A 13,639-nucleotide genomic window follows, 5' to 3' on the forward strand; every position below is an offset into this window, starting at 1 on the left:
GGATATATGGATTTAGAATATGTTCTGAGAAGTCTTTAAACTTTATTTCCAAATAAAATAAAATAAAATGAAATTAGAGGAATTATTAAAAAAGAGAAGTGGAAATGTATGTGAATTAAGCGGTATCGGTGAAAATCTAGTTGCTTATGAAGTTCCGCCTGCTCAAAATAAAGGTGTGGACAGTTGGATTTTAATCAATGAGAAATGCCTTCGCCAAATTGAAAAGAAAGAGGAATTGGATGATGTTTTCTGGAAAAATTTTCTATCGACATCTATGTGGAGTGAAGTGCCGGCCGTACAGGTGGTTTCTTGGCGTCTGCTTAACCGTTTTCGTAATGAAAGCTGGGCTGCTGATGCGCTGGATATGATGTATTTGGAGGATGAAAATCTGGAATGGGCAAAAGCAACCGGAGACCATACTGGTGACGGATCTATTAATTTCCATAAAGACAGCAATGGTAATATCCTGCAAAACGGCGACACGGTAACGCTTATCAAAGATTTGGATGTAAAAGGCTCGTCTTTAAATGCAAAAGTTGGTACAGCGGTGCGAAATATTCGTTTAGTTCATGACAATCATGAGCAAATTGAAGGAAAAATAGACGGGCAGGCAATTGTAATTCTAACTAAATTTGTGAAGAAATAATATTACTATATGTTTATAGGTTTGCTATAACATAAATGATTATAAACCCTTGTATATTAAAATTGTTCTAGATCAGCCCTTTTTCATAAGATGATATTAGAATTAATATATAGAAATGGAAAAGGTTTAAGATTTGATTAAAGAATTCATCCCTGTATTGATTAGGAATATTTATTATATAGGGATGAATTTATTTTGGAAGTTTTTATCTTTTTTCGTCTGCAATAATCAATGTTGACGGAATATCAGATAACCAGGAACTTTTTGTATTAACCAAATGTCTCCAGCCTTCTGCGCCTATCAGCATAAGGCTTTGCTGAACCAAAAAATCTTTCTCAATTGTTTGTTTCTTCTTAAATGTAAATTGATTTGGAGTACTCTGTTCAATCGAATGTATTTTTTCCATGGCTGGTAAATCTGCCATTATTTGTCCTTCCACATCTAGAACTATTATTACTGCAGGGCTATTATAAATAAACTTCTGAATATAAATTACAATCTGATCCCAGTCTTTGGTATCAAATAGTGGAATAAAAATCCGTGAAGTATCTGTAAAATTTTTATCGATAAAAATACCTACCGGTATTTGCGATTTGGATACTATTTGTCTTGTGCCTTCATCAAAACGTGAGCTGTCAATTATATTTTCTTTTCCTGTAACGGTATTGATCAGTTTTTCAGGATTGATCATTCGGGTTGTAAATCCTAGTACTTTACCCAATAAACTGCCCTCGTATATAGATTGGCCTAAACCAATCAGAAGTAAATCATAATTACTTTTATTAGCTACATTTACAATTTCATTATCAATGTCTGAAGAGGCTTTAAACATAGTAGTGATATGCCTTTTTAGAATTCTTGACTGTTCAATAACATCCTTAAAACTTTCTGTTTCATAAACTTCAGTATCGTAATGATGCAGTTCATCAACAGGCAGCAGGTGCATGGCCGTAATTTCAGAATTATCTTGTCGTTTATGAGTAAGGCTGTCTGCTAATTTTAATAATGCTTTTGCAGATTCTGGTTTATTAAATGATAATAAAATTCTATATTTATGGGTCAGCTGCGCATCATTTTTGACCTTGACCTGATCGGATTTAAAAATCCAGTTTATCAAATCTAAGGCTGGTCCTGTCATAAATGTAGTTGCCAGAGCCATTATTACCATCATAGAAAATAATTCAGGACTCAATACCCCTAAATCGTACCCAATATTTAACGCAACCAATTCGGTCAATCCCCTTGTGTTCATTAATGCTCCTATAGATAAGCTGTCTTTCCAGTTCTGTCCTACAAATTTTGCAGCCAAAGCACTGCTGACAAATTTGCCTGCCACGGCAACCAGAAAAATAAGTCCGGCAATTTTCCATAAATAAGGCTCGTTTAATAAACCTATTTGTGTTCGAAGTCCCGTAAACACAAAAAATAAAGGAAGCAGGAGAACCAAGGCTACATCTTCTACTTTCTCTATAAAAAGATTTCTAAATTTGATGTTCTCAGGCATGATTACCCCAGCTATAAAAGCTCCAAATAAAGCATGAATCCCTATTATTTCTGTTAAGTAAGAGGAAAGGACAAGAGTCAGAAAAAATATAGCAACAATTGGTTTGCCTAATTTTTCTTGGTTTGTATATAGATCACCTATTCGTTTTAAAAATGGGCGAACGACCTTTATCATTAATACAACATATACCAATGCCAAAATAATAGTATAGACAGCACTTGTAAAGGAACCGGCCTTTACGACAGCAATAACCACTGCCAATATACACCAGGCAGTAATATCATCAGCCGCCGCACAAGTAATAACGATAGTACCCAATCTGGTCTTGTGTATACCTCGTTCCTGCACAATTCTTGCCAGGACCGGAAAAGCGGTTATACTCATGGCAATACCGGTAAATAATCCAAAAGAAATAAACTGAACATTCACAGGGGCAAACTCATTATATAAAAAATAAGCAAGTCCCATTCCTAAAACAAACGGAATGATGATACTGGCATGACTAATCACTACGGCATCATGGGCTTTATTTCTTAATATTTTCATGTCAATTTCCATCCCTACAATATACATGAAGAGAATTAATCCAATTTGACTCAAGAATTGAAGATTTCCTAAGGATTCCAAAGGGAATAAAATTGTGGAAAACCCCGGGAAATACATCCCTATCAGGGAAGGCCCCATTACAATCCCTGCAATCATTTCTCCTATTACTGCGGGCTGTTTTATTTTTATACAGATCCAGCCGAAAATACGGGCAGCAAAAATGATGGTAACAATTTGTGCCAGCAGCAGCGCCAAAGGATGCTGCAGGTTGTCCAGAAGTGAACTCATAAATTCGCTCCAATGACTTTTCTCTGACTTCGGAATAGTGATATTTCTTCCTGTTTCAAGTTTTACACCCAATAAAATAATCCAATACATTAAAATAGAAAATACACCAATAATGCCAATGTAAAAGATACTGTTTCTAAATTTTTTCATTTAACTTTTTTGTCTAATCGTCATTTGGCTAAGCTTTAATTTTTAATCTGATTCATAAAATTAAATTAGATAATTGCATTACACTTTGCAAAACTTAGCGTATTTTTTTTAAATTAATCAATACTTTTAGAGTTGGCAGGCTTTAAAAATGATTGGCCTTTCTACTAATTTAGAGCAATTTTTAATTGATTTTATATAACTTAAAGTTCTTTATTTTTTAAATATGATTGCTGCAATATGCCCCCCAAATCCAAATGTATTATTGAGCCCATATTTAATTTTTTTACTGATTGATTTTCCTATGACAATATTTAAGTCATCAGAGATTAAAGGATCCAGATTTTGAACATTTATGGTGCCGGGAACAATATCATTTTTAACAGCTAAAATAGTAATGATACTTTCGATTGCACCTGCGGCACCCAGTAAATGTCCTGTCATTGATTTTGTGGCACTTATCGATACCGGTAAATCGCCAAAAATAGTGTGTATGGCCTTAAGTTCACTAAGATCTCCCTGAGGTGTAGAAGTAGCATGGGCATTAATATAGTCGATATCCGATGTGTCAATATTGGCTTCTGTCAGTGCATTGTTAATTCCTATTGATGCTCCATAGCCATCAGGGTGAGTACCGGTAAGATGGTATGCATCAGCTGCCATTCCGCCTGCAACCATTTCACCGTATATTTTTGCACCACGGTTCACAGCATGATCGTAGTCCTCTAAAATTAGGGCTCCGGCTCCTTCTGCTGCTACAAAACCATCTCTGTCCTTATCAAATGGTCTTGAAGCCTGTTCTGGATTAGCATTATTTTTTGAAAGGGCATGAGAAGCGTTGAACCCGCCAATAGAAGAAGGTGATATTGCGGCTTCGGAACCTCCTGTGATAATGATTTTTGCTTTCCCCAGACGAATAGTGTCAAAAGCACAGATTATTGCAGTGCTTGATGAAGCACATGCTGAAACTGTTGCATAATTTGGCCCATGAAGCTTATGTTTTATGGATATAACGCCAGCAGCAATGTTTACTATGATTTTAGGAATAAAATAAGGATTAAAGTGTGGTGTTCCATCCCCGGAATTAAACTCCGTTAATTCTTTTTCAAAAGTAGTTATTCCACCATATCCCGATGCCCAGATAACACCAATTTCTGAGCGGGTTTCTTCATCCATGACTGAAAAATTCAAGTTTGCATCCGTTATAGCCTGCTCGCTGGCAGCGATGGCATATTGGGTAAACAAATCAAACTTTTTAATTTCTTTTTTATCCATGTAAAGCTCAGGATTGAAATCTTTTACCTCACAAGCGAAGTTTGTCTTAAATTTTGATGCATCAAATTTAGTAATTGGCGCGCTGCCGCTTTCTCCCTGAACTATTTTCCTCCAGAATTCTGCCACTGTATTTCCTAGAGGACTGATAACCCCCATGCCAGTTATGGCTACTCTTTTCATATTTGCAATTTTTAATAATTTATTTAAAAGGTTATTTCTCTTAAAGTCATACAGTAGTTAAATTAGCCAAGAAAACAGTATTTCTTATCATAAATATGTTTTGCTCAGCTAACATGATTGTTTTCTTGAATAGCTGGTTTTTCTATTTATAATCACGCCTTGGGAAGCTAAATACTCTCAAGTATAATTGTTTTGGATTATCTTTAGTAATTAGATTTTTTAAAATAATTGCAGAGGCTCCACCATCTGCGTTTTAGATTTTCTATAACAATTACTGAAGCATCACCATCTGCGCTGCAGATTGCAGCTACTCCATATTTGCCGTCTTCTTGTGTCAAAACAGAAATTAATGTTGTAATGATTCCTGCTCCTGAAGTACAAATAGAATGACCAGCAGCGATACTTCCTCCATAAGCGTTAATTTTTTCAGGATTTAATCCTAATCTTTTTTGTCTGGCAAGTACTCCCGCTGCATAGGGTTCATTGATTTCAAAATAATCAATTTTCCCCAAAGTGAGACCTGCCTGCTGCAGTACTTTATGAATAACAATATCGGGGGTAGTGGTGAGCCATTCTGAAGCCTTCGAGGTATCAGCATAACTAAGTATCTTTGCAATTGGGACTAAATTATGCAGCTCTAAAGCTTTCTTTGATACTAAAATTAAAGCGGCCGCCCCATCATTTAAATTACTTATATCAGGAGCCCTGACGATATTATTTTGCTCAAAAACAGATTGAAATCTATCTATTTTTTCAGGAATTATTTGATTACTATTTTCATCATCTGAAATGGTAACAAATCCTGTTTTTTGTTTAATTTTAATTGGAATAATTTCTTTATTGAATTTGCCAGCCTGAGAAGCAGCCCTTGCTTTTGCGTAACAAGAGTGTACAAATTTGTTCTGATCCTCTAAGGTTAAATTATATTTCCTGGTATATAATTCAGTCAGCTGTCCCATATCGGGATCATTGCAGGTATTAATATGCTGGTCATTGAGCAGCTTGTCAGTAAGATTAGTGTGTTCTGACTTATTTTTATTTCTCTTCAAAGAGGAAGGGGATATATTACTCATGCTTTCTGTACTGCCTGTAATCACGATGTTTTCTATTCCTGATTGAATCTGTTCAATGCCCAGCATTACAGCTTTCATTCCTGAAGTACAGACTTTGTCAATTTTTATGCAGTTTAATTTACTTGAAATCCCTGAGGATTCGGATGTTTGTCCTACAGAGGACTCATCAAGATTGACAGAAAATAAATTCCCCATATAGACAGAGTCAATATCTCTTGATGTTAAACTTGTTTCGTTTAGAGCGCCATTAATAGCAATTTGCCCTAGCTGAAAAGCTGAAAAATCGGACAGATTCCCAAGAAACCCTCCGATAGGGGTTCTTTTAGCAGCTACTATAAATACTTCTTCCATAAATTAAACTGCAGCTTGGATATATTTAAAATAAATCAACTGTTAACTGAAAGAAAAGGCACCATTACACATTGTTAATACATTAGGTTTTTTTAACTCAAAAAAAAAGAAACCACAGGTACAGATTTAACCAATGAGAGAAACATTATGATTTAATAATGCCTTTTTCTTATTATAAATCGGTTACTTTGAGGTCTAAAAATTCCAATAAAGGATATCTGTTTTTTATGTAAATCCTTCGTTTGTCAATTTCAATAATTCCGTCTTCTTTAAATTGTTTAAGGCTTCTTCCCAGACTTTCCTGTGATGTGCCGATAATATTTGCCAAATCATCACGAGTTAAATCAATCCCCTTGGGTTTTTCAGAATTTTGATTGAATCTGTTTTCCAGAAGAAGTAAAAATATTGCTAATCTGGTATTTTGATTTTTTTGTGCCAGTACAGCAATTGTATTGGCAAGAACCCCAAACTCGTGACCAATGTTTTTTATAAAAGTTTGCTGCAGAGAAGGAATATCTTTTAATAATTTTAAAAAATCATCCTTAGCAATGAAGTTCACTTCTAAATCTTCTAATGCCTCACAAGAGTCCTGATATCGCTCTTCACCCAGCAATGCATGGTATCCCAGTACATCACCATCAGTATAGATGTAAAAAATCTGCTCATCTCCGCTAAAGCCGCGTTTGAATTTTTTGGCTTTACCCTTTTTTATTTGGAAAATACCGGTAGGGATTCCCTGTTCGTAAAAAAGCGTATTCCCTTTTTTGATGGTAAGGGGTTCCATAACACTGCATACTGATTTGTTTTCCTCAGGGGTTAATCCTTGGAAAAGCAGGTTGCTCTGAAAATCAAATTGGGTAAAAAAATCTTTCATACGGCAAATGTAACAAATAAGCATAACATATAGTAGTATTATTTATAACAAATGTTATATATTTGTTGAAAATATAAAAAGGCTGATTTTATTGAAATTATGATAGAATTGTTTTTTTTTACTAGAAGAAAAACTAAAAACGGAAATAGATTAAAAAAGTAACTATATAAGTAAATAAAATTATGACAGAAAATAAGATCAGTATTCAAAATGGAAAATTATATGTTCCCTCTTACCCTATAATTCCTTTCATTGAAGGAGACGGCATAGGAGCGGACATTTGGAAAGCCTCAAAATTAGTTTTTGATGCAGCCGTAGAGAAGGCTTATGGCGGCGACAGAAGGATTCAATGGAAAGAAATATATGCAGGGGAAAAAGCTTTTGAAAAAACAGGAAATTGGCTGCCAGATGAAACAATTGAGGATATCAAAGAATATTTAGTAGCTATCAAAGGACCGCTTACAACACCAGTTGGGGGAGGAATGAGATCCCTTAATGTTGCTTTGAGACAAAAACTTGATTTATATGCCTGTGTCAGACCTGTAAGATGGTATCAGGGAGTTCCGTCTCCGGTAAAAGAACCAGAAAAAGTAGATATGATTATTTTCAGGGAAAACACTGAAGATATCTATGCTGGTATAGAATGGATGGCTGGCACACCAGAATTAGAGAAGGTTAAGAATTTTTTAATCAATGAGATGGAGGTTAAAGATATTCGATTCCCTGATACTACTTCAATAGGAATAAAACCAGTTTCAAAAGAAGGTACAGAACGCCTTGTTAGAGAAGCCCTTAAATATGCTGTAGAGAACAAGAAAAACTCTGTAACTATAGTACATAAAGGGAACATCATGAAATTCACTGAAGGTAAATTTAAGGAGTGGGGGTATCAATTGGCCAAAGATGAATTTGGAGCTAAAGATTACGAGGGCGGACCTTGGCAGGTTATTGATAAATATGGGCATCAAGTAATTGTAAAAGATGTAATAGCCGATGCTTTTCTGCAGCAAATTATTTTAAGGCCCGAGCAGTATGATGTAATAGCTACACTAAATCTTAACGGGGACTATATCTCTGATGCTTTGGCTGCTATAGTTGGGGGAATAGGGATCGCTCCGGGAGCGAACATTAATTACACAACCGGGGTTTCCATATTTGAAGCTACACACGGAACTGCTCCTAAATATAAAGATCAGGATAAGGTGAATCCTTCTTCGGAAATTCTTTCAGGAGTTATGATGCTGGAATATCTTGGCTGGCAGGATGCTGCTGATTTAATTGTAAAAGGAATTAATGGTGCAATTAATAAAAAGACGGTAACTTATGATTTTGAACGTTTGATGGATGGGGCTACTTTACTTAAATGCTCTGAATTTGGTCAGGCCATTATAAATAATATGTAATGAATTCAAGAATAGAGTTATATTATATATTTAAACTTAAATGTCCCAGATGTCATAACGGGAATTTATTTACTAATCCGGGACTGTTTGTCATGAGAGGATTTCTTAAAATGCCAGAAAGATGCAAAAAATGTAATCAAGATTTTAGGATAGAACCTGAGTTTTATTCAACTGCCTTATGGATTGGTTTCCCAATAGTACTGATTGTTTTTGTACCTCTGCTATTTTTCGGGTTATATTTAAATGAGAATTATGAAATTTCTTTAAAGGTAATACTGCCGATTTTCCTGATTTTATGTTTTTTATTGCAAATCCCAATAATGCGAATATCTAGGGCAATTTTGCTTCATTTAACTTTTAAATATTTTGGAGGGCACAAAAAAGGGTAATTTTACTCAAAAATTGTAAACTATTATATATTACGGGAAAGAATTCAAAAAGATTATTCAGAAATAAAAGCATCTTTTTGATTAAGAGAGCCTATTAAAAAGGATAGGCAGGCAGAGTTAGTGACGCTCAAAAATAATAGAACAGTTATGTCAGGTAAATATTGGTCAGTTAAACTAAAACGGAGGATTTTATGGTTCTGCTTAAAGTTCCTTCGTCTTTTAAATAGATAAGCCTTGCAGGTTTTTTTAGTATATACATAAGTTTTAAAATTAAACCACAGCTCATGGACCTGAGCTTAAAATCGATTATCATTAGATGAAAAAAGGATCTAAATTAAATAGTATCGTAACAGGGAGCTGCCCTAAATGCCAGAATGAGAATATGTATTTGGATAAAAATCTACTGCATTTAGGTTCCGTTTTAAAAATGCACGAGAAATGCAGCCATTGCGGACTAAGATATCAAATAGAGCCTTCTTTCTTTTTTGGCGCAATGTATGTAAGTTATGGATTGAATGTTGGTGTAGGAATTGCAACTTTCATCATTTCATATCTTATTTTTGAGTCCAGTATAAAAACATCGTTTATTGCAATTATTGTAGTACTGATTATTTTATTTCCAGTATTGCTGAGATTATCCAGAAATATTTACATTAATATGTTTATCTCCTATGATCCAAAAGCAGCTATAAAAGAGAATTAGTTAAAAAAAAAACACCTAACTTAGAAAAGGGAGAGTCTTTAATTACTCTTCCCTTTTAAAAATTAGTCATCAGAACATTGGGGATATTCTTTAGTTTTTCGAATTTATGATAGTGTACTATTGATATTACTCATTGGCAAGTTCTATAACTATAGCACTTGCACCTCCTCCTCCATTGCAGATACTTGCTACACCATATTTGGCATTGTTCTGTTTAAGTACATTTATGAGTGTAACTACTATACGTGCACCTGAGCAGCCTAATGGATGTCCTAAAGAAACGGCGCCTCCATTTACATTTACTTTTTTAGGATCCAATTTTAGTTTTTGAGTGTTCACTAATCCAACTGTGGAAAAAGCTTCGTTTAATTCAAAATAATCAATATCCTCTATTTTGAGTCCTGCTTTATGCAGGGCCTTAGTTATGGCCAAGGCGGGAGACGTAGTGAACCATTCCGGTGCCTGTTCGGCGTCGGCATAAGCGCGGATAATTGCAATTGGTTTAATATTCAATTGTACAGCTTTTTCTTTACTGATCAATAAAAGCGCCGCAGCGCCATCGTTCATTGTAGAGGAATTAACTGCGGTGGCGGTTCCTGTTTGTGAAAATGCAGGTTTTAGATCTGCTATTTTATCAAATTTAACATTTTTATATTCTTGGTCTTCCTTAAAAATAATTGAGCCGCCTTTATGCTGTGGTATTTCTACTGGTACGATCTCATCGTCGAATTTTCCATTTTCCCATGCTATTTGAGATCGTTTGTAAGATTCAATGGCAAAGGCATCCTGTTCTTCTCTTGAAATATTGTATTCTTTGGCACATAAATCGGAAGCATTACCCATAGGGTAATTGTGATAAACATCGGTTAAGCCATCTTTGGCAATACCATCGGTCATAACGACATTTCCATATTTATTTCCCCAGCGGGTATCCGTGGAATAAAAAGGGACTTGGCTCATGTTCTCCATACCGCCGGCAACCACCACATCGGCATCACCACAGAGGATAGTTTGTGTGGCTATTGAAATTGCTTTCATTCCAGAGGCACATACTTTGTTAATCGTTGTACATCGTACTGTATTGGACAAGCCAGCGAAAATTGCTGCCTGACGCGCTGGGGCCTGCCCTAAGTTGGCTTGCAGAACAGATCCCATATACACCTCCTGTATTTCAGTTGCATCTATACCAGCCCTTGAAACAACTTCCTTTATTGCTATTGCCCCTAATTTAGTGGAATGGACGTCTTTTAATGCTCCGCCAAAACTGCCTATGGGAGTACGGGCGGAGGCAGCTATATATATATCTTTCATTTTAATCTCTATTTTTTAATGAATTTGTTCTATTTTGAGTAGTGCTAAAATGACAGGTTATAAAATAAACCAGTTAATTTTCCACTGCCATCCACTCCTGTGTTGGGATACAGGAACAAATCAAATTCCTGTCCCCGTAAGCATTATCTATTTTGCTTACACATGGCCAGAATTTATTATCCTCAACCCATTTTAAAGGAAATGCCGCTTTTTCTCTGCCGTATGGTTTGTTCCACTGATCACTTAAAAGTATTTTGGAAGTGTGTGGGGCATTTTTAATTACATTGTCAGCTTTATCATATTTCCCTGCAGCAATCTCATTTATTTCTTCTCTGATGGCAATCATGGCTTCACAGAAACGATCCATCTCGGCTTTACTCTCGCTTTCGGTTGGTTCCACCATTAGTGTATCGTGCACAGGGAATGCAATGGTCGGGGCATGAAATCCATAATCCATTAATCGTTTGCCAATATCACCTACTTCTACATTTGTTTCTTTTTTAAAGGAAGCACAATCTAAAATCATTTCATGGGCGCAGTATCCATTTTTGCCCGTGTATAAAATTGGATAATGGCCTTCAAGTTTGGTTTTAATATAATTAGCATTTAAGATGGCTGTCTTAGTAGCTTCCGTGAGGCCCCTGGCTCCGAGCATTTTTATATAACCATAAGAGATCAAAAGAATCAACGCGCTTCCATAAGGTGCTGCTGATACTGCTGTTATAGCTTTTTTGTTCTTGATTTTTATTTGGGAATGAGAAGGCAGGTAGGCAGCAAGGTGTTTAGCAACCCCTATTGGTCCTACGCCGGGTCCTCCGCCCCCGTGCGGTATAGCAAATGTTTTATGCAGGTTTAAGTGGCAGACATCAGCTCCGATTTTCCCCGGACTGGTCAGGCCTACCTGTGCATTCATGTTTGCACCATCCATATAGACCTGGCCGCCATTATCATGAATAATTTTAGTAAGGTTTTTTATTCCTTCCTCGTAAACACCGTGAGTTGAAGGATAGGTAACCATAAGACAGGCTAAATTTTGAGCGTGTTCTTCTGCTTTTAACTGCAGGTCGGCGGCGTCTATATTTCCATTTTGATCGCATTTGACAATCACAATTTTCATGCCTGCCATAGCTGCAGATGCGGGGTTAGTCCCGTGGGCAGAAGAAGGGATCAGTACTACATTTCTGTGTTTGTTTCCCATTGCAGCATGATATGCGCGGATAACCATTAGTCCTGCATATTCTCCCGATGCGCCTGAATTTGGCTGAAAAGAAATAGCAGAAAATCCTGTTATTTCACAAAGGTCTTTCTCTAATTGGTCAATTATTTCTGTGTACCCCACAACCTGATCCAATGGAACAAACGGATGAATAGCTGCAAATTCAGGCCAGGTAATTGGCAATAATTCTGATACTGCATTGAGTTTCATTGTGCACGAACCTAGTGAAATCATACTGTGGGTCAGTGAAAGGTCTTTATTTTCAAGACGCTTGATGTAGCGCATCATTTCAGTCTCGCTGTGATACTCATTGAAAACCCGATGGGTTAAGTATGTCGAGGTTCTATCAAAGACTGAGCTAGAAATCAATTTGGAGTCAATTCGATGTATTTTGGTTGTCTGTTTGTCAAATACGAATGTGAAAACATTCAGTATATTGGAAATATCTTTCTCACTAGAGGTTTCATCTAATGAAATGGCTATTTGTTTATCACTTATGTATCTAAAATTCAGCTCATTTTTTTCGGCTATTTTTCGGATAAATTTTGCATCTTCAACCCCGACAACGATGGTATCAAAAAATACATTTGTTTTAATTTTAAAACCTGCTTTTTTTAATTCCTGAGCAAGAGAATAGGTAAGATCATGTATTTGCTGGGCAATTGCTTTTAATCTTTGCGGTCCGTGATAAACGGCATACATACTGGCCATAATTGCAAGCAGGGCCTGTGCGGTGCAAATATTTGAGGTCGCTTTTTCTCTCTTGATATGCTGCTCCCGGGTCTGCAGTGCCATTCGTAATGCTTTGTTTCCTGCTGCATCGAGAGAAACACCAATAATACGCCCGGGAAGTACCCTTTTATATTCCTCCCTGCAGGCAAAGAATGCAGCATGGGGGCCTCCGTAACCCACCGGGACCCCAAAGCGTTGAGAATTCCCAACAACGCAATCCGCACCCCATTCCCCGGGAGGAATTAAAAGGGTTAGTGCCATAAGATCACTTGCTGCACAGACCTGTACTTTATAAGATTTAGCGGCAGCCATGAAAGAGGAATAATCATTTATTTCTCCATTGGCATCAGGGTATTGAATAAGGGCGCCAAAATAACTCTCGTCAAAATTTATTTTGTTGTGACTGCCAATGATTAGTTCAATATTAAAGGGTTCAGCACGTGTTTTCAAAACATCAATAGTTTGAGCAAAGCAGTGCTCTGAAACAAAAAATTTCATTGCCCCATTGGCTTGTTTCTCTTTACTTCTGCTGCCAAAGAACATTAACATCGCTTCAGCTGCTGCAGTTGCTTCATCCAAAAGCGAGGCGTTGGCCAGCGGCATTGCGGTTAAGTCTATTACCATGGTCTGAAAATTAAGCAGGGCTTCCAGACGCCCTTGCGAAATTTCAGCCTGGTAGGGCGTATAGGCAGTATACCATCCTGGATTCTCTAAAATGTTTCGCTGAATTACAGGGGGCAGAATTGTATTGTAATAACCTAATCCAATATAGGACTGAAATAATTTATTTTTGCCAGCAGTACTTCTTAAATGCTTTTGGTATTCGTATTCAGATAGTCCGTCTGCAATGTTCAATGGTCTTGCTAAACGAATGTCAGATGGAACTATTTTATCAATTAATACTTCGAGTGAAGAAACGCCTATAATATCCAGCATTTCTTTTGAGTCTTTTTTGTTAACACCGCTGTGGCGCGTTATAAATTGATTTGTTTTCATATTTT

The 13,639-nt window shown here is 36.4% G+C and carries 10 protein-coding genes; 4 read left to right on the forward strand and 6 right to left on the reverse strand.

Annotated elements, in window-relative coordinates:
* The first annotated feature begins 67 nt into the window (after positions 1–67).
* Positions 68–646, forward strand: coding sequence for a PhnA domain-containing protein (locus NYQ10_RS14715; RefSeq protein WP_289877092.1), 579 nt, complete (start codon positions 68–70; stop codon positions 644–646).
* A 205-nt stretch (positions 647–851) separates the two neighbouring features.
* Here the strand turns inward: NYQ10_RS14715 and NYQ10_RS14720 are convergent, their stop codons facing one another.
* The 4 genes from NYQ10_RS14720 to NYQ10_RS14735 all read right to left on the reverse strand — a co-directional run bounded on the left by NYQ10_RS14720 (position 852) and on the right by NYQ10_RS14735 (position 6,884).
* Positions 852–3,134: a cation:proton antiporter gene (locus NYQ10_RS14720; protein ID WP_286970884.1), complete on the reverse strand. Its 2,283-nt coding sequence runs from the start codon at positions 3,132–3,134 to the stop codon at positions 852–854.
* A gap of 210 nt (positions 3,135–3,344) precedes the next feature.
* Complete coding sequence (gene fabF / locus NYQ10_RS14725) at positions 3,345–4,586, reverse strand: beta-ketoacyl-ACP synthase II (protein WP_131424576.1); 1,242 nt, start codon at positions 4,584–4,586, stop codon at positions 3,345–3,347.
* Positions 4,587–4,789: 203 nt separating this feature from the next.
* Positions 4,790–6,010: an acetyl-CoA C-acyltransferase gene (locus NYQ10_RS14730; protein WP_289877093.1), complete on the reverse strand. Its 1,221-nt coding sequence runs from the start codon at positions 6,008–6,010 to the stop codon at positions 4,790–4,792.
* 172 nt (positions 6,011–6,182) lie between these two features.
* A complete protein-coding gene (locus NYQ10_RS14735; protein WP_289877094.1) occupies positions 6,183–6,884 on the reverse strand; it encodes a Crp/Fnr family transcriptional regulator in 702 nt (233 codons plus the stop codon).
* 182 nt (positions 6,885–7,066) lie between these two features.
* On the opposite strand from NYQ10_RS14735, the gene icd reads away from it, so the two are divergent.
* From icd to NYQ10_RS14750, 3 genes are all read left to right on the forward strand, one after another.
* Positions 7,067–8,287 carry an NADP-dependent isocitrate dehydrogenase gene (gene icd / locus NYQ10_RS14740; protein ID WP_289877095.1) on the forward strand — a complete coding sequence of 407 codons (1,221 nt, stop codon included), beginning with the start codon at positions 7,067–7,069 and terminating at the stop codon, positions 8,285–8,287.
* Positions 8,287–8,676, forward strand: coding sequence for a DUF983 domain-containing protein (locus NYQ10_RS14745; RefSeq protein ID WP_289877096.1), 390 nt, complete (start codon positions 8,287–8,289; stop codon positions 8,674–8,676). Before icd ends, NYQ10_RS14745 begins: the two co-directional genes overlap by 1 nt.
* A 316-nt stretch (positions 8,677–8,992) precedes the next feature.
* Positions 8,993–9,379, forward strand: coding sequence for a DUF983 domain-containing protein (locus tag NYQ10_RS14750; RefSeq protein ID WP_056205531.1), 387 nt, complete (start codon positions 8,993–8,995; stop codon positions 9,377–9,379).
* A gap of 126 nt (positions 9,380–9,505) precedes the next feature.
* Here the strand turns inward: NYQ10_RS14750 and NYQ10_RS14755 are convergent, their stop codons facing one another.
* Together NYQ10_RS14755 and gcvP are read right to left on the reverse strand one after the other, a co-directional pair.
* Positions 9,506–10,690, reverse strand: a complete 1,185-nt coding sequence (locus NYQ10_RS14755; RefSeq protein WP_289877097.1) for an acetyl-CoA C-acyltransferase — start codon at positions 10,688–10,690, stop codon at positions 9,506–9,508.
* 73 nt (positions 10,691–10,763) lie between these two features.
* Positions 10,764–13,634, reverse strand: coding sequence for an aminomethyl-transferring glycine dehydrogenase (gcvP, locus tag NYQ10_RS14760; protein ID WP_289877098.1), 2,871 nt, complete (start codon positions 13,632–13,634; stop codon positions 10,764–10,766).
* Between the last annotated feature and the right edge of the window lie 5 nt (positions 13,635–13,639).

The sequence above is a fragment of the Flavobacterium johnsoniae genome, from assembly GCF_030388325.1.
GTDB lineage: Bacteria > Bacteroidota > Bacteroidia > Flavobacteriales > Flavobacteriaceae > Flavobacterium > Flavobacterium johnsoniae_C.

Excerpts from the sequence above, each read along its gene's own strand:
- NYQ10_RS14715 (WP_289877092.1), top strand. The coding sequence starts at position 68 with ATGAAATTAGAGGAATTATTAAAAAAGAGAAGTGGAAATGTATGTGAA.
- NYQ10_RS14720 (WP_286970884.1), bottom strand. The coding sequence starts at position 3,134 with ATGAAAAAATTTAGAAACAGTATCTTTTACATTGGCATTATTGGTGTA.
- fabF (WP_131424576.1), bottom strand. The coding sequence starts at position 4,586 with ATGAAAAGAGTAGCCATAACTGGCATGGGGGTTATCAGTCCTCTAGGA.
- NYQ10_RS14730 (WP_289877093.1), bottom strand. The coding sequence starts at position 6,010 with ATGGAAGAAGTATTTATAGTAGCTGCTAAAAGAACCCCTATCGGAGGG.
- NYQ10_RS14735 (WP_289877094.1), bottom strand. The coding sequence starts at position 6,884 with ATGAAAGATTTTTTTACCCAATTTGATTTTCAGAGCAACCTGCTTTTC.
- icd (WP_289877095.1), top strand. The coding sequence starts at position 7,067 with ATGACAGAAAATAAGATCAGTATTCAAAATGGAAAATTATATGTTCCC.
- NYQ10_RS14745 (WP_289877096.1), top strand. The coding sequence starts at position 8,287 with ATGAATTCAAGAATAGAGTTATATTATATATTTAAACTTAAATGTCCC.
- NYQ10_RS14750 (WP_056205531.1), top strand. The coding sequence starts at position 8,993 with ATGAAAAAAGGATCTAAATTAAATAGTATCGTAACAGGGAGCTGCCCT.
- NYQ10_RS14755 (WP_289877097.1), bottom strand. The coding sequence starts at position 10,690 with ATGAAAGATATATATATAGCTGCCTCCGCCCGTACTCCCATAGGCAGT.
- gcvP (WP_289877098.1), bottom strand. The coding sequence starts at position 13,634 with ATGAAAACAAATCAATTTATAACGCGCCACAGCGGTGTTAACAAAAAA.